The organism is Pontibacter korlensis (assembly GCF_000973725.1).
Classification (GTDB): Bacteria; Bacteroidota; Bacteroidia; order Cytophagales; family Hymenobacteraceae; genus Pontibacter; species Pontibacter korlensis.
The window spans coordinates 708,754-731,024 of record NZ_CP009621.1; the positions used below are offsets into that span (position 1 = coordinate 708,754).

17 protein-coding genes are annotated in these 22,271 nt (G+C 48.1%); 5 read left to right on the forward strand and 12 right to left on the reverse strand.

The features are described 5' to 3' along the window. The gene (gene xylA, locus PKOR_RS02910; RefSeq protein ID WP_046309034.1) at positions 1-1,332 is read left to right on the forward strand and encodes a xylose isomerase; all 1,332 of its coding nucleotides are present in this window, start codon (positions 1-3) and stop codon (positions 1,330-1,332) included. A 37-nt stretch (positions 1,333-1,369) separates the two neighbouring features. Further along, positions 1,370-2,824 carry a D-xylose transporter XylE gene (gene xylE / locus PKOR_RS02915; protein WP_046309035.1) on the forward strand — a complete coding sequence of 485 codons (1,455 nt, stop codon included), beginning with the start codon at positions 1,370-1,372 and terminating at the stop codon, positions 2,822-2,824. Between the two features lie 307 nt (positions 2,825-3,131). Here the strand turns inward: xylE and PKOR_RS02920 are convergent, their stop codons facing one another. Further along, positions 3,132-4,847 carry a GMC oxidoreductase gene (locus tag PKOR_RS02920; RefSeq protein ID WP_046309037.1) on the reverse strand — a complete coding sequence of 572 codons (1,716 nt, stop codon included), beginning with the start codon at positions 4,845-4,847 and terminating at the stop codon, positions 3,132-3,134. Between the two features lie 3 nt (positions 4,848-4,850). After that, positions 4,851-5,387, reverse strand: coding sequence for a gluconate 2-dehydrogenase subunit 3 family protein (locus PKOR_RS02925; RefSeq protein ID WP_046309038.1), 537 nt, complete (start codon positions 5,385-5,387; stop codon positions 4,851-4,853). 720 nt (positions 5,388-6,107) lie between these two features. Between PKOR_RS02925 and PKOR_RS02930 the strand changes: the two genes are divergently transcribed. Then, positions 6,108-9,473 (forward strand): SusC/RagA family TonB-linked outer membrane protein, encoded by a 3,366-nt coding sequence (locus tag PKOR_RS02930; protein WP_084694706.1) that lies wholly within the window; start codon positions 6,108-6,110, stop codon positions 9,471-9,473. 25 nt (positions 9,474-9,498) lie between these two features. Beyond that, on the forward strand, positions 9,499-11,280 hold the full coding sequence (locus PKOR_RS02935; RefSeq protein ID WP_046309040.1) for a RagB/SusD family nutrient uptake outer membrane protein: 1,782 nt from the start codon (positions 9,499-9,501) through the stop codon (positions 11,278-11,280). 234 nt (positions 11,281-11,514) lie between these two features. Here the strand turns inward: PKOR_RS02935 and PKOR_RS02940 are convergent, their stop codons facing one another. The 10 genes from PKOR_RS02940 to fucP all read right to left on the reverse strand — a co-directional run bounded on the left by PKOR_RS02940 (position 11,515) and on the right by fucP (position 21,008). Next, positions 11,515-12,297 carry an L-fucose dehydrogenase gene (locus PKOR_RS02940; RefSeq protein ID WP_046309042.1) on the reverse strand — a complete coding sequence of 261 codons (783 nt, stop codon included), beginning with the start codon at positions 12,295-12,297 and terminating at the stop codon, positions 11,515-11,517. 12 nt (positions 12,298-12,309) lie between these two features. Continuing rightward, positions 12,310-13,143 carry an amidohydrolase family protein gene (locus PKOR_RS02945; protein ID WP_046309043.1) on the reverse strand — a complete coding sequence of 278 codons (834 nt, stop codon included), beginning with the start codon at positions 13,141-13,143 and terminating at the stop codon, positions 12,310-12,312. After that, a complete protein-coding gene (locus PKOR_RS02950) occupies positions 13,130-13,987 on the reverse strand; it encodes a fumarylacetoacetate hydrolase family protein (protein ID WP_046309045.1) in 858 nt (285 codons plus the stop codon). Before PKOR_RS02950 ends, PKOR_RS02945 begins: the two co-directional genes overlap by 14 nt. A 116-nt stretch (positions 13,988-14,103) precedes the next feature. Beyond that, entirely contained in the window at positions 14,104-14,868 is a 765-nt protein-coding gene (locus tag PKOR_RS02955; protein WP_046309046.1) for an SDR family NAD(P)-dependent oxidoreductase, read from the reverse strand. 93 nt (positions 14,869-14,961) lie between these two features. Next, the gene (locus tag PKOR_RS02960; RefSeq protein WP_046309047.1) at positions 14,962-16,614 is read right to left on the reverse strand and encodes a UxaA family hydrolase; all 1,653 of its coding nucleotides are present in this window, start codon (positions 16,612-16,614) and stop codon (positions 14,962-14,964) included. Then, on the reverse strand, positions 16,611-17,210 hold the full coding sequence (locus tag PKOR_RS02965) for a LutC/YkgG family protein (RefSeq protein WP_046309048.1): 600 nt from the start codon (positions 17,208-17,210) through the stop codon (positions 16,611-16,613). Before PKOR_RS02965 ends, PKOR_RS02960 begins: the two co-directional genes overlap by 4 nt. Then, positions 17,207-18,598 carry a LutB/LldF family L-lactate oxidation iron-sulfur protein gene (locus tag PKOR_RS02970; RefSeq protein ID WP_046309049.1) on the reverse strand — a complete coding sequence of 464 codons (1,392 nt, stop codon included), beginning with the start codon at positions 18,596-18,598 and terminating at the stop codon, positions 17,207-17,209. The genes PKOR_RS02965 and PKOR_RS02970 overlap by 4 nt, the downstream gene beginning before the upstream one ends. After that, a complete protein-coding gene (locus tag PKOR_RS02975) occupies positions 18,591-19,331 on the reverse strand; it encodes a (Fe-S)-binding protein (RefSeq protein WP_046309050.1) in 741 nt (246 codons plus the stop codon). The genes PKOR_RS02970 and PKOR_RS02975 overlap by 8 nt, the downstream gene beginning before the upstream one ends. Further along, the gene (locus PKOR_RS02980; protein WP_046309051.1) at positions 19,328-19,657 is read right to left on the reverse strand and encodes an L-rhamnose mutarotase; all 330 of its coding nucleotides are present in this window, start codon (positions 19,655-19,657) and stop codon (positions 19,328-19,330) included. The genes PKOR_RS02975 and PKOR_RS02980 overlap by 4 nt, the downstream gene beginning before the upstream one ends. A gap of 19 nt (positions 19,658-19,676) precedes the next feature. After that, positions 19,677-21,008 carry an L-fucose:H+ symporter permease gene (fucP, locus tag PKOR_RS02985; RefSeq protein WP_071843107.1) on the reverse strand — a complete coding sequence of 444 codons (1,332 nt, stop codon included), beginning with the start codon at positions 21,006-21,008 and terminating at the stop codon, positions 19,677-19,679. Between the two features lie 306 nt (positions 21,009-21,314). Between fucP and PKOR_RS02990 the strand changes: the two genes are divergently transcribed. Beyond that, a complete protein-coding gene (locus PKOR_RS02990) occupies positions 21,315-22,187 on the forward strand; it encodes an AraC family transcriptional regulator (protein WP_046309053.1) in 873 nt (290 codons plus the stop codon). Positions 22,188-22,271 lie beyond the last annotated feature (84 nt).

Here is a 22,271-nt window from a genome sequence, read left to right on the forward strand (position 1 = left end):
ATGGCAAATAACACACTAACACAAACCGAGTATTTTAAAGGTATCGATCAAATTAAGTATGAAGGGCCGGAGTCAGACAACCCACTAGCGTACCGTTGGTATGATGAAAACCGCGTGGTTGCTGGCAAAACCCTGAAAGACCACCTGCGCTTTGCAGTAGCTTACTGGCACTCTTTTAATGCTGATGGCTCTGATCCATTTGGTGGCCCAACGCTTAAATTCGCCTGGAATGAGAAAGCTGATCCTATCGAAAGAGCTAAAGATAAAATGGATGCGGCTTTCGAATTCATTACTAAAATCGGCATGCCATACTACTGCTTCCACGATGTGGACGTGGTTGACTTTACCAACGATGTAGCTGAAAACGAAAGACGTATGCAGACCATGGTGGAGTATGCCCAGCAGAAGCAGAAAGAAACAGGCGTTAAGCTGCTTTGGGGTACTGCCAACGTGTTCTCGCACAGCCGCTACATGAACGGCGCCTCTACTAACCCAGACTTCCATGTGCTGACACATGCTGCTGCTCAGGTAAAAGGCGCTTTGGATGCTACTATTGCTCTAAACGGTGAGAACTACGTATTCTGGGGTGGCCGTGAGGGTTATATGACCCTGCTGAACACGAACATGAAGCGCGAGCAGGAGCACTTCGCTAAGTTCCTGCACACTGCAAAAGACTACGCCCGCAAGCAAGGCTTCAAAGGCACCTTCTTTATCGAGCCAAAGCCAATGGAGCCTACTAAGCACCAGTACGATTACGATGCAGCTACTGTAATCGGCTTCCTGCGTCAGTATGACCTGCTGGATGACTTCAAGCTGAACATTGAGGTAAACCATGCTACCCTGGCTGGCCATACTTTCCAGCACGAACTACAGGTAGCTGCCGATGCTGGTTTATTAGGATCTATCGATGCGAACCGTGGTGACTACCAGAACGGCTGGGATACTGACCAGTTCCCGAACAACATCAACGAGCTGACAGAAGCAATGCTGGTGTTCCTGGAGGCTGGCGGTGTACAAGGCGGCGGAATTAACTTCGACGCTAAGATCAGAAGAAACTCTACCGACCCTGCCGACCTGTTCTACGCACACATCGGTGGTGCCGACATCTTTGCCAGAGCCCTGATCACAGCAGACAACATCCTACAAAACTCTGACTACAGAAAGATCCGCGAAGAGCGTTACGCCTCTTTCGACAGTGGTAAAGGCAAAGACTTTGAGGAAGGCAAACTGAGCCTGGAAGACCTGCGCAACTATGCCGCAGAAAACGGTGAGCCAGAAGTAAGAAGCGGACGCCAGGAGTACCTGGAGAACCTGATTAACCGCTATATCTAATAGCGAACAATACCTTTAACCCTTTATCCTGTAAATCATGATTAAGAACGAACAAGCAACGGCGGGGCAAAACCTTCCCTACATCGCCGGGATCACGTTGATTGCCACATTGGGAGGGTTACTTTTCGGGTACGACACGGCCGTTATATCTGGCGCAGAAAGATCTGTACAGAATTATCTGATAGACAGCCAGGGTCTTAGTACCTGGGTACACGGAGCCACCATCTCCAGCGCCTTGATCGGGTGTATTATAGGTGGTGCTATTTCAGGAATGTTTGCATCAGGAATTGGCCGTAAGAAAACTCTTATCGTTGCCGCGACACTGTTTTTCCTGTCCGCCTTGGGTTCTGGTTACCCTGAGTTCTTGTTCTTTGACGGAGAAGAGCCTAGCATGGGCTTGCTCTACATGTTCAACTTTTACAGGGTAATAGGTGGTATAGGGGTAGGTTTGGCATCCGCCGTTTGCCCGGTATACATCGGAGAGATTGCCCCGGCAAACCTGCGTGGCCGACTGGTATCACTTAACCAGTTTGCCATCATCTTTGGTATGCTGGTGGTATACTTCGTTAACTGGGGTATTGCCAGTGGGCAACCGATTGAGTGGATAAACGAAGTGGGCTGGAGAAGAATGTTCCTCTCGGAGGCCATCCCAGCAGGCTTGTTCGGTATTCTGTTGTTCTTCGTACCTGAAACGCCACGCTACTTAAGTATGGCTGGCAGAGACGAAGAAGCGATGAAGATTCTGACGAAGGTAAACGGACCTGAAACTGCCAGAAAGATACTCGCTGACATCAAGAATACTGTTGAGCACCACTCAGGCAAGCTATTCTCTTATGGTGCCACTGTAATTGTAATCGGTATCCTGCTGTCTGTTTTCCAGCAGTTTGTGGGTATTAACGTGGCACTTTACTATGCACCAAGAATTTTTGAAAGTATGGGTGCCGGTAAAGACGCCTCTATGCTGCAGACAGTGGTGATGGGTATAGTGAACGTGATCTTTACAGTAGTTGCTATACTTACAGTAGATAAGTGGGGAAGAAAGCCACTGTTGATGGTTGGCTCTATTGGTATGGCCATTGGTATGTTTGCCATCGCAGGTCTCTCCTACTACGAAGTTATTGGCATCAGCACACTGGTGTTCATCATCATCTACACTGCCTCTTTCATGATGTCATGGGGTCCTATCTGCTGGGTACTGATCTCAGAGATATTCCCTAACAAGATTAGAGGTAAGGCCGTAGCCGTAGCCGTAGCAGCGCAGTGGGCAGCCAACTACTTCATCTCTTCTACTTACCCATCTATGATGGAGTTCAGCGGTGCCTTTACTTATGGCTTCTATGGTGTGATGAGTGCACTATCGTTCCTGTTTGTATGGAAAATGGTGCCTGAAACCAAAGGTAAGTCACTCGAGGAAATGGAAGCCCTTTGGACAGGAAAGTCAGGAGTTGTGGCAGAAGATAAGGCCATGCTTGCCGGCAGGTCCAAAGTATAAAATAGACGGTTTCTGAATTTAGAAGTAAGTTCAGAAGCCGTCTTGCATTTCTTAAGTCAGTGGGAGTTTGTAAGTAATTCGAAGCAACTCAGCTTCGCAGCTTACAGGCTCCCACTGTTTTTGTTTTACCTATACGGAGCCGGCTTATACAGCTTTTCATAAAGAGCATGCTCGGGCAAAAAGAAAAAGCCCTGAAGAGCAGAAACTTTTCAGGGCTTTTAGCTAACCTATAAATAGAGAAACACTAACAATTCTTTCAAGGCAAAGAGCTTGTACTTTAGATTAGACGCTCTTTGCTGATTTTGCCCTACAGGTTTCCTTTCTTCATCTCGCTCACGGCGTAATCTACAGCGCGTGCGGTAAGCGCCATATATGTCAGGGAAGGGTTCTGTGTGGCTGTAGAAGTCATACACGCTCCGTCTGTTACGAAAACATTCTTGCAGGCGTGCAGCTGGTTATACTTGTTGAGCAGCGAAGTCTTAGGATCATGTCCCATTCTTACGCCTCCCATCTCATGTATGTCCAGGCCTGGAGCCTGCTTCGAGTCTGTCGTTCGGATATTGGTAAAGCCTGCCTTAGTGAACATCTCTGTCATCTGCTCCAGGTAATCTTTCACCATCTTCTCATCATTGTCGTCGTAGCCTATCGAGATGTTGAGCAGTGGCATTCCCCAGGCATCTTTCTGGTCCTTGCTCAGGCTTACCTGGCTCTCTTCCTTCGGTATGGTTTCACCCATCATGTGAGAGCCTACCCTCCAGTTTGTCAGGCCTGGATTAAGAAGCTGCTGCTTCAGATCAGCCCCAAACCCAGAACGGTCTTCTGTGTTATACCTGCCAGCACTAAAACCAGCCGCATATCCACGCAGGAAGTCTGTTTCCTGCTTGTGTAGGTTCCTGAAACGAGGAATATAACCTCCTCCGGCTGGGTTGCGGCCATCGGTGGCATACTCCATCAGCCCATCGTATTCTGCCGATATACGCGCCCTGTAGTTATGGAAAGCGACATACTTGCCTAGCAGTCCATTGTCGTTGCCCAGCCCGTTCGGGAACCTGGAGGAAGTGGAGTTAAGCAGGATGTGGTTTGTATTAAGGGCAGCCGCATTCACGAATATGATGTTGGCATAGTACTCAGTCACCTCTTTGGTGTTTGCATCGATCACGCGCACGCCGCTTGCCTTGCCCGCCTTCTCGTCATAGATAACCGACTCCACTACGGAGAACGGCAGCAGTGTCAGGTTGCCTGTGCGTTCCGCCCACGGAAGCGTAGACGAGTTGCTGCTGAAGTACCCTCCAAACGGGCAGCCTCGCTGGCAAAGGGTACGGTTCTGGCACTGCGCCCTGCCTTGGTCCAGGTGTATCTGGTTAGGCTTGGAAAGATGTGCGCAGCGCGCACTGATCACGTGCCTGTTGCCGTACTGCTTTTGCAGTTGCTGTTTAAAGTAGTCTTCCACGCTGTTAAGCGGGAAAGCCGGCAGGAAGTCTCCATCAGGCAGTTCAGCAAGGCCGTCGCTGTTGCCGGAGATGCCTGCAAACCTCTCTACATACGTATACCAGGGCGCAAGGTCTTTATAACGTATAGGCCAGTCTACAGCAAAACCATCCCGGGCAGGCCCTTCAAAGTCAAGCTCGCTCCAGCGCTGCGTCTGCCGCGCCCACAACAGCGATTTGCCTCCTACTTGATAGCCGCGTATCCAGTCAAAAGGCTTCTCCTGCACGTAAGGGTGCTCTGAGTCCTTTACAAAGAAGTGCATGGCATCTTCACGGAAAGCATAGCAACGGCTCACCACCGGCTCCTTCTTCCTGATCTCCAGCGGCACCTCTCCCCTGTGCTCAAACTCGTAGGGCATTTTGTTAGTGGTAGGATAGTCACGGTTGTGCTTCACATCCCGCCCCCTCTCCAGCACCAGGGTCTTCAGGCCTTTTTCGGTTAGCTCTTTGGCTGCCCAGCCTCCGCTAATGCCAGAGCCAATAACAATAGCGTCGTAAGTACGCTGCTTTACACTGTCTATGTTTAGGTTCGCCATGGCTTAGCTGATTTGTGCTTTGTTAACAGGGAAATAAGCGTTGTACCTTCCTGGTACCAACTCGTAAATCCGTAGCTTGGTCATTACAAGCTCGGAGTTAAGGTATCCTTTTATTGTCTGGTTTTTAAGGATTTCATAAAAAGCAAGCACCTCTTCAGGAGCATTTTTGGCGTTAACGGCCGCAATCACCTCATTCTTTTGTTTTGAACTTAAGTCAACAAAAGAATTGCCCGTTTGCTTTTTAGTCAACTCCTCAAACGCATCCATACCTTTCATAAAAGACTGCTGCTCTTCTGCCTCATAGCAGTCGTCCAGCATCTTGAGCGCAAACAGGTGCAGTCCCATCTCCTTGGCCCCTGGAGTATCGGTGGCAGGTATAATGGTGTCCACCACCTCTGCCAATAGCTTCTCCTGCTCTTCTGAAACACTCAGGTGCTGCAGGCTGATGGAGGCCTTTGCCTCTTCCATCATGCACGAGGGAAGCAACATGGCTCCACCCGTAAACAGCAGCAAGCCTTTAACAACGGAACGCCTATTCATATATCTCATTTTTTGATTATACTTTGTCTGTAACACAGCATGCTTCTGGAGACGTCAGCACCTCTTTATACTTAGGAGCTCTGTACCCTACTCCTAATACTATTAGCTATGTTAAGGGAACGTGAAAGCAATCTACAAAATCACACACAACTCCTCAACACATCATGATATAAATATAAGCAGATTTATCAAATATCATACTTGCGATCAATACTTACAGTGATTACTTACTGCAATTTATCTTTGATGACCACTCCCTAAGGCACCTCAAAACAAGCTCCTCATTATCAAAACTATACCCTCGCCTAATTACAATAGCGCATAAACCCCAGTCTCTCTCCTGGGCTAGTAACCTGTTGTCATCTGATCCTAAACAAAAAGCTTAGAGACGAGTAGCAGCAACAGCATAGCTTGCTCTTCTACATATTCACCTCCAACAACTTTAATCTATTTAATTGTTCAAACATTAAATATAATTTTTTAATAACACAAATTATTTTGCGAAAAGCTTGCTTGTATTTTTATATTTGATAATATTTATGTGATTGAGCACTCAGTTTAAACGCCTATGTAGCATCTATACTTCAGAATCCAAATCTCTTTCCTGCAAGCAATATTCTGGCGTTCAGAAACATACCACTCTTTTCATGCCTGGCAAGAGCAGAGTGTGCCTGCACTTTAAGCAGAGTATTTAAAACATCTCACCTTAACCAATTTTATATGAAACAGAGATACACAAGTACATGGAGACTCCCTCAGGATAACCATGCTAAAACTCCGTTCCGGAAAAAGCAATTGGCTGCAATACTTGCAGCAGCATGCTTTTTTCATGGTTCTGCCGAAGCTACTACCATTGTTGATGCTACTTCATTCACCCTAAATAATGCATGGGTGCAGGGCACAGAAGTAAGAGGAAGGGTAATAGGAGATGCAGGGGAAGCTATACCTGGTGCAACCGTTGTTGTAAAAGGTACTACTGTGGGTACTGCCACTGATGCTAATGGTAATTTCACTATCAATGTGCCTGCTGGTGGCAGCACACTTGTTGTATCCTTTATAGGCTATAAGACACAAGAGGTGCCCATCAACGGCCGCGCAACAATAGATGTATCCTTAGCCACTGATGCACAAGCCCTGCAAGAAGTTGTGGTAACAGGTTATGCAACACAAGAGAAAAAGGACTTAACCGGTGCTGTGGCTGTTGTAGATGTGTCTGAAATGACCAAACAGCCGGAAGCACAGGTTTCAAGCATGCTACAAGGTAGAGCGGCTGGTGTTACGGTGTTAGGTTCAGGACAGCCGGGCCAGGCACAGCAGGTAAGAATCCGAGGTTTCAACACCTTCGGTAATAACAGCCCTCTTTATGTAGTTGATGGAGTTCCTACGCAGAACATTAACGACCTGAACCCTAACGACGTGGAGTCGATGCAGGTACTGAAAGATGCAGGCTCTGCTTCGATTTACGGTTCTCGTGCAGCTAATGGTGTGGTCATCATTACAACCAGAAGAGGTAAAGACAAAGTAACAGTGCAGTACGACGGTTACTATGGTACACAGCGCCCTCAGAATGACAATCCATGGAACCTGGCCAATCCGCAGGAGATGGCTCAACTGAACTGGATGGTGGCAAAGAACAGTAACCCGAACGAGCCTATCTCACATCCATTGTACGGATCAGGCGCAACTCCAACGCTGCCAGATTACCTGGTGGCAGGCAATAGCACAGGCCTGATGGAGGGAGACCCAAGAGTAGACCCAAGCCTTTACAACGTGAACCCATTCTATACAGGAGGTAGCGGGGAGCTTGGTTCTTTCTACAGAATAGTTAGAGCCAATAAAGAAGGTACAGATTGGTTTAATGAGATCTTTCAGCCTGCCCCTATCACCAGCCATAACCTGGCTGTAAGTGGCGGCGGCGACATGGGTAACTTCTACTTCTCAGCTAACTATTTTGACCAGCAAGGCGCGCTGATGAATACTTACTTCAAGAGATTTACAGTACGTGCTAACAGCACCTACAACATCTCCAAAAATGTAAGAATCGGCGAAAACCTGGCTTACTCCGTTATCGACAACCCGCGCATCAACGGCAACGAGTCTGCTATCAACATGGCGTACCGCCAGCAGACCATCATTCCCGTGTATGATATTATGGGCAACTTCGCCGGATCTTATGGTAGCGGCCTGGGAAACGCCAGAAATCCTGTGGCACAGCTCGACAGGATCAGGAATAACAATGTGCTCAATAACCGCCTTTTTGGTAATGTGTTCGCCGAAGTAGACTTCCTGGACAGCTTTACAGCCCGCACCATTTTTGGTGGCGAGATGTATAATAACACCTTCAGGTCTTTTACTTTCCCGGAATACGAAAACGCGGAAAACAACACCTTCAACCAGTTTAACCAGTCTGCCAGCAATGGCTACAACTGGACTTGGACCAATACCCTTACTTTCAAAAGAAGCTTCAACGATGTGCATGACCTGACGGTAGTGGCCGGATCAGAAGCTTACAATAACTTCTGGAATGAAGTAGGTGGTACAACGCAAGGGTATTTCTCTTTTGATCCGAACTTCACTACGCTAGGAACAGGTTCCGGTACCCGAACTAACTTCAGCAACAGAAGCGAAGATGCCTTGTTCTCCCTAATCGGTAGAATTGACTATAACCTGTTAGATAAGTACCTGCTGGGCTTTGTAATTCGTCGTGACGGTTCTTCCCGTTTCGGAGCAAACAACCGCTATGGTACCTTCCCTGCGGTAAGTGCTGGCTGGAGAATTTCTCAGGAGCCCTTCATGCAGAACTTCACATGGATTGCTGACATGAAAATTCGTGGTGGCTACGGTGTGATGGGTAACCAGCTGAACGTGTCTCCGGCTAACGCCTTTACTACCTTTGGTGCAGACAGGGTTCTATCTTACTATGATATTGCCGGCACCAACAACTCAACTGTAGAAGGTTTCAGACAGTCGCGCATTGGTAATCCTGATGCTAAATGGGAAACCATCATCAACAGCAATATAGGTTTTGATGCAACCCTACTGAACGGTAGAATTGATGTAACCTTAGACTATTATAGCAAAGAAATCAAAGACCTGCTGTTCGACCCAGAGCTTCCTGGTACTGCCGGTGGTGCAACTCGCCCATTCGTAAACATTGCCAGAATGCAGAACAAAGGCTTTGATGCCGCTGTAACAGGCCACATAGATGTTTCATCAGACCTGAGATTTGACATTACAGGTACCCTGACAACCTATAACAACAAGATTCTGAAGATCTCTAACGGCGCTCAGAACTTTGATCTGGAGTCACGCCGCTTTAACGGTAGCAACATTATCCGTAACCAGGTGGGTTCTGCTATGAGCTCCTTTTTCGGATACCAGATAGCTGGATTCTGGGATGACGAGTCAGAGATTAACGACGCCAACGAATTGGCCAGAACCTCTACAGGTGACCCTAACGCTGTTTACCAAGCCGACGTTGCTATAGGTCGTTTCCGTTATGCCGACGTTAATGGCGACGGCATCATCACGCCTGATGACAGAACAGTTTTAGGTAGCCCGAACCCAGACTTTACCTACGGTCTGAACATTGCCGCGACTTACAAGAACTTCGACTTTACCATGTTCTTGTATGGCTCACAAGGCAATGAGATTTGGAACCAGGTAAAATGGTGGACAGACTTCTACCCTAACTTCCTAGGAGCGAAGAGTAAAACAGCCGTACATGATTCATGGACACCAGAGAACCGCAATGCAACTGCGCCTATCCAGGAAGCTGACGGCTCCTTCAGCACAACCAACGTACCAAACTCTTATTACGTGGAGAACGGCTCTTACTTGAGAGCTAAAAACGTGCAGCTAGGTTACACCTTGCCTAAGAGCCTGCTAAACAATTATGGTATAGGTAGTCTGAGAGTGTATGTGCAGGCGGCTAACCTGTTCACTATCACTAAATACTCTGGCATCGACCCTGAGATTACTGGTTACGATGCAAACGGTAACGTGACAACCACGGCTTTCGGTATCGACGAGGGTAACTACCCTAACATGCGCCAGTACCTGCTTGGTCTAAATGTTTCTTTCTAATCAATTAAATTTAACTACCTGAGATATGAAAAGCTCTAAGATAATATTGATGGCTGCAGCAATAGCTGGTTCTATGCAGCTACTCAGTTCCTGCGGCGATGACTTTCTTGAAAAACCAGCCATAGGTGCTTTAAGTGAAGACATTATTGCCAACGAGGCCGGTGTGGAGAAAATGCTAATTGGTGCCTATGCGGCTCTAGACGGGCAGGGTAACGGTCAGGCAATTGTAGGCGGCGGCCAATGGGAAGCAGCCCCAACCAACTGGATCTATGGCAGTGTGGCCGGAGGCGAAGCACATAAAGGTAGCTCTGGTGCAGACCAACCGGCTATCAACTCCATTGCAAACTTCATCTCCGACCCAAGCAACGGTTTCTTTAACACCAAGTGGAAAGCCTTGTACGAGGGTGTTTCCCGCACAAATGCTGTACTAAGGCTGCTGGAGCAGGCAAAGGATATATCTGATGCCAACAGACAGCGCATAGAGGGTGAGGCACGTTTCCTGCGCGGGCACTACTACTTTGAGTTAAAGAAGATGTTTAACATGGTGCCTTGGATTGATGAAACAACAACTGACTTCAACCAGCCAAACAACCAGGACATTTGGCCAAAGATAGAGGCTGACCTGCAGTTTGCCATGGACAACCTGCCAAACACGCAAGCACAGGTAGGCCGCGCAAACAAGTGGGCTGCAGCAGCATATTTGGGTAAGGCTTATCTGTACCAGCACAAGTATTCTGAGGCTAAGAACATCTTTGACCAGGTGATCAATTCAGGAGTTACTTCCAATGGTCTGAAGTATGGCCTGATGGATAAGTTTAAAGATAACTTCGATGCAGCCACAGAGAACAACAAGGAATCTGTGTTTGCGATACAGATGGTGGCTAACGATGGTACAGGTACTATTGCCAATGGTAACCAGGGCGAGATGCTGAACTACCCGTACAACAGCCCTTTTCGTTGCTGCGGCTTTTTCCAGCCAACTATAGACCTGGCAAACTCCTTCCGTACCAACGCCCAAGGTTTGCCGTACCTGGACAACTACAACGCCACACCATTGAAGCATGACCAAGGCGTTTCATCTAGCGAAGCTTTTACACCAGACACACAGCCTGTAGATCCTCGCTTGGATTGGACTGTAGGTCGCCGTGGCATACCTTTCCTGGATTGGGGCGCACACCCTGGTCAGGCTTGGATTCGTGAGCAAACCACTGCCGGACCATACTCTTCTAAGAAGCATATTTACTGGCAGGAAACACAGGATACTTATGCTGACCAAAGCTCTTGGGCTCCAGGCTCTGCCATAAACGTTGTTCTTATCCGCTACGCAGATGTTCTGCTGATGGCAGCCGAGGCCGAAGCACAGCTAGGAAACCTGTCGCAAGCACAGGAATACGTTAACATGGTACGCGCCAGAGCTGCCCTACCAGAGAACAAAGTGTACCAGTACGCTAACCCGAATGACCCACTGGCTGGCTTCTCGAGTAATCCGGCGGCAAACTACAATGTGTCTGTTTACCCAGACGGTTACTTTGCAGGCTTAGGAAAAGAAGGTACTTTAGAGGCTATCTACTTTGAGCGTAAGCTGGAGTTGGCTCTGGAAGGCCATCGCTTCTTTGACTTAGTTCGCTGGGGCAAAGCTGCTGAAGAGTTGAATGCATATTTTAACTATGAGGGAGCCATTCTGCCAGATGTGAGAGGAGCAAACTTTGTGACTGGAACACACGAGTACTATCCTATTCCGCAAAGACAAATTGACCTTCAGACTTCAGGTGGTGTATCAACCCTTACACAAAACCCAGGTTACTAGAACCTAATTACCCCACTATAAAGCAGGCCCAATGGGCCTGCTTTATAGTTTTATAGTGCACTGCTTCCGCTAAAGTATATCCTTTTGGCTGTCACTTTATACTGTCTTCCCCTTCAGTTCTTGATTAATAAAACGGGAACAAGCAAAGGAGCTGAAAGAATAAAATCCACCCTGCATGAAGACAGGATGGCTTTTTCATATGAAAACTCACAGAAGTTGTGATGAGCTGTGCCTTTAACTAAGTGCTCTATCCAAGTGTACATAACCACCATCTACATACACTAGCTGCCCGGTAGTATGGCTGGATTTGTTGGATAGTAGAAAGGCCACCGTGTTAGCAATCTCCCTGGTAGTAGTCATACGTTGCTCCAGCGGAATTTTCTCAGTGATGGCCTTAAGCTTTTGCTCCGGATCGTTAAAGGTGCTTATCCACGATTCATATAGCGACGTCCAGGCTTCAGCTACGATAACGGCATTTACCCTGATGCTGTAAGGCAGCAACTCTACAGCCCACTCTCGCGTGAGGGCGTTGCGTGCACCGTTGGAGGCGGCATAAGCCGAGGTTCCTCCCTGCCCTGTATCGGCTGTTTTGGAGCCTATGTTTACAATAGCTCCCTTCGATTTCTTAAGTGCCGGCAGGGCATGGTGTGCCATCAGGTAATAATGCACCACATTTTTATGAAGCGAGGCCATAAATGCTTCGTAGCTGCCATTTTCTAAGCCTACTCCATCATTAACGCCGGCGTTATTAACCAGTCCATCTACTCTGCCATACTTTTGCAGCACTGCCTGCACAGCCCGCTCACAAGCAGCAGGATCCGTCAGCTCAGCTACCACCTCAAAAGCCTGCCCTCCGGCAGACTCCAGTTTTGCCACTACTTTTTGGTTGTCTTCCTTGTTTCTGCCAATAATCACAGGTATGGCGCCTTCGGCAGAGAGAACACTTACAATGCCTTCTCCAATGCCTTTGGCGCCACCTGTAACTACAATCACCTTATCTTTCAGTTCTAAATCCATTTATACTGTGCCTTATTTCAGGTTGTAAAATTTGGCTGCATTGCCTCCAAAGAAAGCGGCCTGTTCCTCCTTCGAAAAGTCGGAAAAGTAATCCTCCACAATACCCAGCATCTCTGTATAGCTTGCTGCCACAAGGCATACCGGCCAATCTGAACCATAGAGGATGCGGCTGGTGCCAAAGGTTTCCACAATCGTGTCGAGGTAAGGCTTGAAATCTTCTTTCTTCCAGTTCTGCCAATTAGCTTCGGTTACCATGCCAGACACTTTGCAGTACACGTTTTCGTGCGCAGCAAAACTCCTCATACTTTCCCGCCATTCGGCTATACTTTGGTTCTTTATGTCCGGCTTTGCCAGGTGGTCGATCACAAAAGGCTGGTCCGGAAAAGCAGCCGCAAGTTCCTTTGAGTAATCTAGTTGTTCAGGGTAAATGAGCACATCATACGTATAACCGTACTTGGCAAGTTTGCTTACACCCCGCATAAACTCCGGACGCAACATAATGGCTTTATCTGGATTCCCCTGAAGCACATAACGAAATCCTTTCAGCTTTTCAAACTGCTTGTAATAAGCGAGCCTTTCCTCAATATCCTCTGCCAGGAAGTCCACCCAGCCAACTACACCCTTTACAAACTCATGCTCTTGCGCCTGCTCCAGCAGAAAAATATTTTCCTCTTCTGGCTGAGCCGATTGCACTAATACACAGCCATCAAATCGGTGCTGCCGAAGCAGGGGCTCCAAATCCTGTGGCATGAAATCCCGCTGGATAACCGCCATTTCATCGGTTATCCAGCTATCGCGCCAAGGGTTATACTTCCAGAAGTGCTGGTGTGCATCAATTCTGAGCATAGGCCCTCACCGTTTGTTTTGATGAACCCAAGCCCTCGATGCCTAGCTCCACTACATCGCCCTCTTTCAGGTACACCTGTGGGTTCATACCCAGGCCAACACCGGCAGGTGTGCCTGTGGTGATCATATCACCCGGTAAAAGTGTCATAAACTGGCTTAGGTAAGAGATCAGGAATGGGATCTTGAAGATAAGATTGGCTGTTGTGCCATCCTGCATCGATTTTCCGTTCACTGTAAGCCACAGGCGCAGGTTATTCACATCTCCCAGTTCATCCGAAGTAGCCAGGAAAGGGCCTACCGGGGCAAACGTATCGTTGCTTTTGCCTTTTACCCATTGTCCTCCGCGCTCCAGCTGAAAGGCTCGCTCACTGTAGTCGTTGTGCAGGGTATACCCAGCTACGTAATCCAGCGCATCCTCCTCAGACACATAACTTGCCTTCTTGCCAATCACCACAGCTAGCTCCACTTCCCAATCCAGCTTTTCTGAATTTCTCGGGATGATTACATCATCGTTAGGGCCACAAAGCGCTGAGGTGGCCTTGAAGAAAATGATCGGCTCCTGCGGTACAGCAGCATTTGTTTCTTTGGCGTGATCGGCGTAGTTCAAACCTATGCAGACAATCTTGGACGGACGCGCAATAGGAGATCCAAGACGTACACCGTCAGATACCTGTGGCATACTGCCCTCGTTCTGCTGCACATATGCCTTTAGCCGCTCAAGGCCATTGTTCTGGAAGAACTGTTCATTGTAGTCCTCCCCGAAGGCAGACACATCGTACTTTACATTATTTAAAATTACGCCGGCTTTCTCCTGGCCCGGCTCACCAAATCTGAATAATTTCATTTTAAAGTATAGCTTGTAAGTATGTAGCTGCACCGAAAGATGCTTGTTCTACTTGTTATTCCGTACATCTTTTTCCAAGAAGAGAAACTAACAGAGTTCCTTAAGACCAGATTATACTAGTTGTTAAGCCTGATAAACCCACCATCTATTGGATAGTCACAACCGGTAATAAAGCCTGCCTCATCAGAACACAGAAAGAGAGCCAGGGCCGCTACTTCCTCTGGTTTAGCCATGCGCCCGATGGGCTGCGTTTTGGAAAGCTTTTCGAACATTTCCTCCTCCTTTCCCGGATAATTTTTAGCGATAAAACCATCCACAAAAGGCGTATGTACACGCGCTGGCGACACACTGTTGCAACGGATGTTAGCTCCCAGGTAATCTTTAGCCACCGACATGGTCATGGCATGTATGGCTCCTTTGCTCATAGTATAAGCAAATCTGTCTGGAATCCCCACATGCGATGCGATAGACGCCAGGTTAAGTATAGCCCCACTTCCATTTTGCTTCATACCTGCTACCGCAGCCTGCAGACAGTTATAGGCTCCCTTCACGTTTACCTGGTAGATTCTATCCATGTCCTCCTCTGAAGTCTTCTCCAGGTTTCCCACATGTGCTATGCCTGCATTGTTGATCAATATATCTAATGCTCCTATAGCTTCAAAAACTTCTTTTACCTGCCCCTGCTTGCTCACATCGCAGGTGTGGCTATAGGCGCGGCCTCCTTCAGCCTCTATCTCGGTGAGTGTCTGTGCTGCCGCATCTTTTTGCAGCTCTATTATATGCACCTCGGCCCCCTGCCGGGCAAAAACAATGGAAATAGCCTTGCCGATGCCGCTTCCGCCGCCAGTAACTACAGCTTTTTTTCCGGTTAGCTTAAACATGTTCTTTGGTTATGATTTGATCGTTATTTATTGCAGTTGATTTGAGTAAGCTCAGGGCATGCCTTATTAAAATAAATAAAGTCACTGTGCCAGCTACAGGGAAACGCCTCTTTTCCAGAAGATGAAATCATCCTGTCCCAGCTCCATTGCTTTGGTGTCATACTCTCCGCTGGCTAGCCCTATTATATATTCCAGGTATTCCTCGCCCAGCTCTTCAATGGTCTTGTCACCGCTGATAACAGCACCGGCGTTAAGGTCTATAATGTCCGGCAGGCGATTAGCTAGAGAAGTGTTAGTGGCAACTTTCACAACCGGGGAGACAGGGTTACCTGTAGGGGTGCCCAGGCCGGTTGTAAACAGCTGCACATTACAGCCTGCCCCGGCCATGGCGGTAGTGCTTTCCACATCATTACCAGGTGTGCAAAGCAGGGTTAAACCACGCTTACGCACATATTGTCCATAGCCCAGTACGTCGGTTACAGGAGAGGTGCCTCCTTTTTTAGCTGCACCCGCAGACTTAATGGCATCCGTTATTAGGCCGTCCCGGATGTTACCCGGGGAAGGATTCATATCAAAGCCAGAACCCACTGCTTCTGCACGAGCGGCATACTCCCGCATCAATCTTACAAAACGGTCGGCGGTTTCCTCGTCAACGCAGCGGTTAATCAGCTCCTGCTCTACACCACAAAGCTCTGGAAACTCACTTAGTACCACTTTGCCGCCTAAAGCCGCTACTAAATCGGCTGTGTAGCCCACCGCAGGGTTTGCTGAGATGCCCGAGAAACCATCAGAGCCTCCGCACTCCACTCCTATTACCAATTTATCCAGCGTGGCGGGTTTTCTCTCGCAGTGGTTAGCCTCGGCTATACCTATAAAAGTCTGCAAAATCGCCTCCGACAGCATCAGGGATTCAGAGGCAGCTTGCTGCTGTTCAAAAATCAAAAGTGGCTTTGAGAAATCAGGATCCCGTTCCTTTATTTTTTCCTGCAGTATGGCTACCTGCGCATGCTGGCACCCAAGGCTTAGCACAGTGATGCCAGCCACGTTAGGATTAACGCAATAGCCAGCCAGTAGCGCACAAAGGTTATCTGCATCTTCGCGGGTGCCTCCGCAACCGCCATCATGCACAATAAACTTAACCCCATCTACATTTGGAAAGAGGCGATGCTGTGCAGCAGACTCAGAGGGTTTGTTTGGTTTATACTCCCGCAGGTCTTTGCCCTGCCGGTATAAGTCAGCCAGCTCTCGCACCTGCGCCTGGTACTTGTCTGGTGAAGCATAGCCTAGCTCCTTCAGGAAAGCATTCTTAAGCGTTTCAATGTTTCTGTTTTCGCAGAATACCAGGGGCAGAACCAACCAATAGTTGCGTGTTCCTACCTGCCCATCTGCCCGGTGGTAGCCCATAAAGGTGCGATCCTTCCATTTGCTTACCTCCGGCGCCTGCCACTCATACTGTCCTGTCCGCTGGGCAAAATCCTGCGCTGCGTGTTTCAGGTTTTCGGTAGTTAGAAGGCTACCGGCAGGCAAGGCACAGGTGGTTTTACCCACTAACACCCCATACATATACACCTCCGCCCCGGGCGCAAAGTCTGCCGCCGTAAATTTGTGTTTGGCCTGTACGGTCTCCCGCAAAGGAAACTCCTGTCCGTTAAAGTATATGCCTGTACCCGCTTCCTGATCCTGAAGGGCAACCAGTACATTATCTTTCGGGTGAATCTGCAGGTAGGATTGTTTGGTTGTTATCATGGGTGTTGATTGTCTAGGATAAATACGTGCATTCTTTTTGGGCCATGAGCTCCTATTACCAGCGATTGCTCTATATCGGCTGTTCTGGATGGCCCCGCAATAAAGGTCCCATAGCCTGTGGCCGCTATGTTCAGCCTGTCATATGCCTCATGCATAGTGCCTACAATATCCTGTTGCCGCACTACCAAGGCCAGATGTTCACAAATGAAGGGCAGAACACGTGCCGGCACAGACTCCTCTGTTACCCAGATTGCACCGTTCTCTGCTACGCCCATTTGCCCCTCTACTACCGCTAGCTCTAAATTGGCTAAGTGATGTCCTTCCGCAATTGCTTCCCTTACCTCTAAACCGAAACCGACACCATCAACTGTGTTCAGTATTCGCTCAGGAGAAACAAAGTTGTCTTTCAAATAAGCTCCTATGCCAGCCATATCCGGCACTCCAACTACTATACTTCCTGCCGCCTCAGCACTCTGCCTAAACAAGGCAGCCCATTGCTCTGAAGGCGGAGTAAAAAAGGCTACAGCTTCTGGAAGAGGCACCTGAGGCGGCTTGTTGGCTTTTACTCGTGATAATATTTTTTCCCGGCTGCTCATTTTTCACTTCTGTTCTTTAGGTACCAGTCCCTGAAACTCTCTTTAGGCGGCTGTGGCATTTCCCGCTGCTTAGCCCAAGGGTTCAAGGCCTTGTTATTCGCTAGTCCAGGCATCATGCGCATCATCAGGCGGCCAGACTTTCCAGCTACTCTATACAGCCTCGGGTTAGAGAGCACATTCGCCATAACCTTCATACCCTGTGCTTTTGATTTCGGCACGTGCCCCTCCTGCACCAGCACCTGCCGCCACTGGTACAGTTGGTTGTGTATATCAATTTTTACAGGGCATACATTGGTACAGGAACCGCAAAGAGTGGAGGCAAAAGGCAGGTCTGCGTTCTTCCTCATATCTGCATTAGGAGCTAATATGGCTCCGATAGGCCCGGCAATTGTGTTATGGTAGCTGTGCCCTCCGCTTCTGCGGTACACAGGGCAGGTGTTAATGCAGGCACCGCAGCGGATACACTTTAGGGAGTTGTAAAAGTGTGGCCTCCCAAGTTGGGTGCTGCGCCCATTGTCCACTAACACGAGGTGCATTTCCTGCCCAGCACGCGGCTTGTGAAAATGGCTGGAATATGTAGTGATAGGCTGGCCGGTGGCACTACGGGCCAGCAAGCGCAGGAACACACCGAGGTGCTCTGCCTTTGGAATTATCTTTTCGATACCCATACAGGCAATATGTACCTTTGCCAGGTGCACGCCCATGTCGGCATTGCCTTCGTTAGTGCATACTACCAATCCACCGGTTTCAGCGATGGCAAAGTTCACACCTGTTATAGCAAGATCGGCTGTAAGAAACTTCTCGCGTAGGTGCTGCCGTGCCGACTCTGTAAGGTAGGCTGGATCAGAGGCTCCTTTTTCTGTACCCAGGTGCTGGTGAAAGATCTCTCCTACTTCTTCTTTTCTCTTATGGATGCTTGGCAGCACAATGTGGCTTGGCGGTTCTTTAGCTAGCTGCACAATACGCTCCCCAAGATCTGTGTCTACTACATCTATGCCATTCGAGGTTAAGAAGTCGTTCAAGTGGCATTCCTCAGTCAGCATAGATTTGCTCTTGACCAGCTTCTGAACGCCATGCTTTTGAATGATATCTAGAACAATTCGGTTATGCTCTGCCCCATCAGCCGCCCAATGCACTTTTATGCCGTTTTCCAGTGCTTTCTTTTCAAACTGAATTAAATAGTCATCTAAGTTGGCCAGCACATTCTGCTTTATTTGGGAGGCGGCATTACGGAGCTGCTCCCAATCTGGTATTTGCCTGGCGGTTACATCGCGTTTTTGCCGAATAAACCACAAAGCCTGATCATGCCAGTTGGCACGCTCCTGGTCCAGGAGAAACTTTGCAGAGGCTGCTGCATGGTCGGGGGTGGTAGTGTTACGGTTACTCATAGCTACTGTTTAATATCTCGGCCATGTGTATCACTTTTACCGGGCTATTCTTCCGACGCAGAATTCCCTCCAGGTGCATCAGGCAAGACACATCGCCACCGGTTATATACTCGGCTCCGTTCAGCTGATGATCTGCCACACGGTCTTGTCCCATCTTAACCGAAACAGCCTCTTCTGACACACAGAAGGTGCCACCGAAGCCGCAGCATTCATCCTTCCTGTTTAGCTCCACCAATTCAATATCCTTTACCAAACGCAGGAGATAACCGGGCTTTGAAAAATCTTCAGCTACGAGCTCGGACATCTGCGCTAGATGAAGCCCTCGCTGGCCGTGGCAGCTAATATGAAAACCTACTTTATGAGGAAAGCGAGCCTCTAGCTCCGTTACCTGTAACACATCGGTCAGGAACTCGCTAAGCTCAAATATGTTGTTGCGGATATGTGTGGCAGCAGCCTCATTTCCCGCTGCGTATAAGTGCTCCTTCACGTGCAGCACACAGCTACCAGAGGGCGAAACAATATAATCGTAACCAGAGAAGTTCCTTGTAAACAAGGCATCACACCCTTTAGCAAGCGATGCAAACCCAGAATTGGCCATAGGCTGGCCGCAGCAAGTCTGCTGTAGCGGATACGCCACTTCTACACCCAACTTCTCTAACAGCTGCAAAGTTGCTATTGCCACCTGTGGGTAAAACTGATCGATGTAACAGGGAATAAACAGTCCTACTTTCATAAAGCAAATATCTTCTTCATTTGTTGCCACTTTTCTCCTTCCTTAGTACCTGGCAGGGCCTTTTGGTATTTCCACATAAGGTTTTCCCACTCCTGTACCTTAGGATTAGCGGCATCCATACTTTCTTTTTGCTCAAAGCTGAACTCCTCACTTACCTCCATCACCATAAACAAGCGATTCTCCCACCTGTAGATTTCCATCTGTTCCACGCCAGCTTCTTGTATACTTTTCTTTATTTCTGGCCAGACCTCTTTATGGTACTCCTCATACTCCGCTATCAGAGTGGGGTCATCTTTTAAATCTAGCGCAAAACAGAACTTGGGCATACTATGACTTATGTAAAAGTTATGAATGAACAATTTGGGCAGGCTCCTCCGGCAACGCTTCAACTCCTCCTCTTGGCCTATCGCCTCCCAGCTTTTCTGCCGCAAGCGCATAGCAGGCTACCACCACAAAGCATATCATCGGCACGTAAAATGCCATGCCTATGTCCTGCGTCAGGTCAGAAAAATAGCCTTGCACTGATGTCAGCACGGCTCCTCCCAGTATCGCCATTATCAGTCCTGATCCACCAATTTTTGTGTCTTCGCCCAAGCCCTTTATTCCCAGGCCATAGATAGTAGGGAACATCAACGACATACAACCAGATATACCTATTAAAGCATACACTCCTATTAAGCCGCTTCCGTAAATGGCTACAAGTGTTAGGCCTGCGGCTGCTACGGCAGTAAAGAATAGCAGCGTTGCCGGTTTGATGTATTTCATCAGGGCTGTGAACGCAAACCTGCTCACCATAAACAGTATCAGAGAAGCCATGTAGTAGTTGGAAGCTTCGTCCTCATTAACCTGTAGCTCTAGCATAACATAGCGGATCGTAAAAGACCACACGCCAATTTGTGCCCCCACATAAAAGAACTGAGCCACCACCGCCCAAACGTAATGCGGCGTCTTGGCCAGCCTCCTGAAAGTAGGGAGCAAGTCGAGCTTAGATCCGGCATCTGAGGCTTTGGGCATTTTAGTAAAGGCTATCACTCCCCAGAGAAGCACAAGGAAAAGAGCCACCCCTACGTAAGGTCCCATTACGGCCGTAAGCTCCTCTGACTGCACAGCGGTAAGTTCTGCAGGCGTCATTTGGGATCGTTCCTGGGCAGTTAACTGGCTTAGTTGGGATAGGATAAACACCTTACTCAACAACACGCCTGAGATGGAGCCTATGGGATTGAATGACTGCGCAAGGTTTAACCGCCGGGTGCCAGACTCTTCCGGTCCCATGGCTACTATATAAGGGTTCGCTGCCGTTTCTAATATGGAAAGACCACCTGCCAGCACATACAACGCCACCAGGAAATAACCATAAGACAGTGTAAGGCTGGCTGGGTAAAACAGAAATGCTCCCAGTATAAACAACCCTAACCCCACAAGTATGCCCGTTTTGTAGGTGTACTTCTTTATAAGTATAGCTGCAGGCAGCGCAAGGCAAAAGTACGCTCCGTAAAAAGCCATCTGAATCCAGGATGTCTGAAAATCAGACATACTCATTATTCTTTTGAAGGCAGCCAGTAAGGTATCGGTCATGTTGTTGGCCAGCCCCCACAGAAAGAAGAGACTTGTGACTAGGACGAAGGGCCAAACGTTGCCCGATCTAAGAAGGGAGGCTTTTCTTGTGGCTTTATCCATGGCCGTGATTATCTATAGGGTTGGCTGTTTATATATAGAGTCCTGATCAAGCAAAGAAGAGCTCCACCTGTCTAGGAACAGCAAGGAGAGCCCCATCAATGAATGGCAGGATACTTATACAAAGAAAGAAAAATAAAGTCTGCTAAATTTCAAGTGATTGCCCAATTATTAAGCTATTTTAGCATAAGCAAGAAATGAGACGATATATCAATGCCAAAAAAGCACTAATTAGCCCAGTATGTTGCATATTTATTGTCTGAAGTGTAAGCAACCACCTATCTCCCCTGAAGCAACTCTTGAAGCTGTATGAAGCCACTGCTGCTAAAAATATCGACAAACCCGCTGCAATCCTTCAGCATCAGGCAGGATAAGGTTCCTTACATAAACAACAGGTGGCATTATCACCCTGAGGTAGAGCTGATCCATATCGAAAAAGGAGAAGGTATGCAGTTTGTAGGCGACAGTGTGAAGCGGTTCACCTCCGGTGACGTGCTACTTATCGGATCAAACCTGTCCCACTACTGGCGTTTTGACGATGCATATTTCGAAGATGATCCTAAAGTGAGGGCTGATGTAAGGGTAGCACACTTTTGTGAGGAGTTTTGGGGCAGTACCTTTCTCAGCTTACCTGAAAACAAGCTTATCAAGAGTACTCTGGAAAAGGCCCGGCTGGGAATGCAGATAACAGGAAAGACTCGCCAGGCCGTGAGCCTGTTGCTTGAGCAAAGCCTGCATGTTGAAGGAGCCAAAAGAATTATCCTGCTCCTCGAGACACTTGATCTTATTTCCCAAAGCCCTGATACACATATCCTGTCGTCTATAGGCTTCAAACAAAACCATGAGAAAGTGGAAGAGGAACGGATCAACAAAATCTATGATTACTCCTTAGCCAACTTTAAAAATAAGATAGAGCTCCACGAAATCTCTGCGGTAGCGCACCTAAGCCCCAACTCTTTCTGCCGTTATTTCAAGTCAAAGACCAGAAAGACGTACACTCAATTTCTTACAGAAATCAAGATAGGGCATGCATGTAAGTTGATCATGGACAACAGACTCGACATGAAGCAAATATGTTTTGAAAGCGGCTTTAACAACTTGACCAGCTTTCACAAATCTTTCAAGGGTATCACGGGTAAAACGCCCCTGCTGTATCAGAAAGAATTCTTTAACAGGAAATAACAGAGGTTGAAGGGCAACGAAGCAATCAACTTTGAAATAAATGCAGGTTTGCAGTCATACGTGGGCTTGGGTAACATTAGAAGA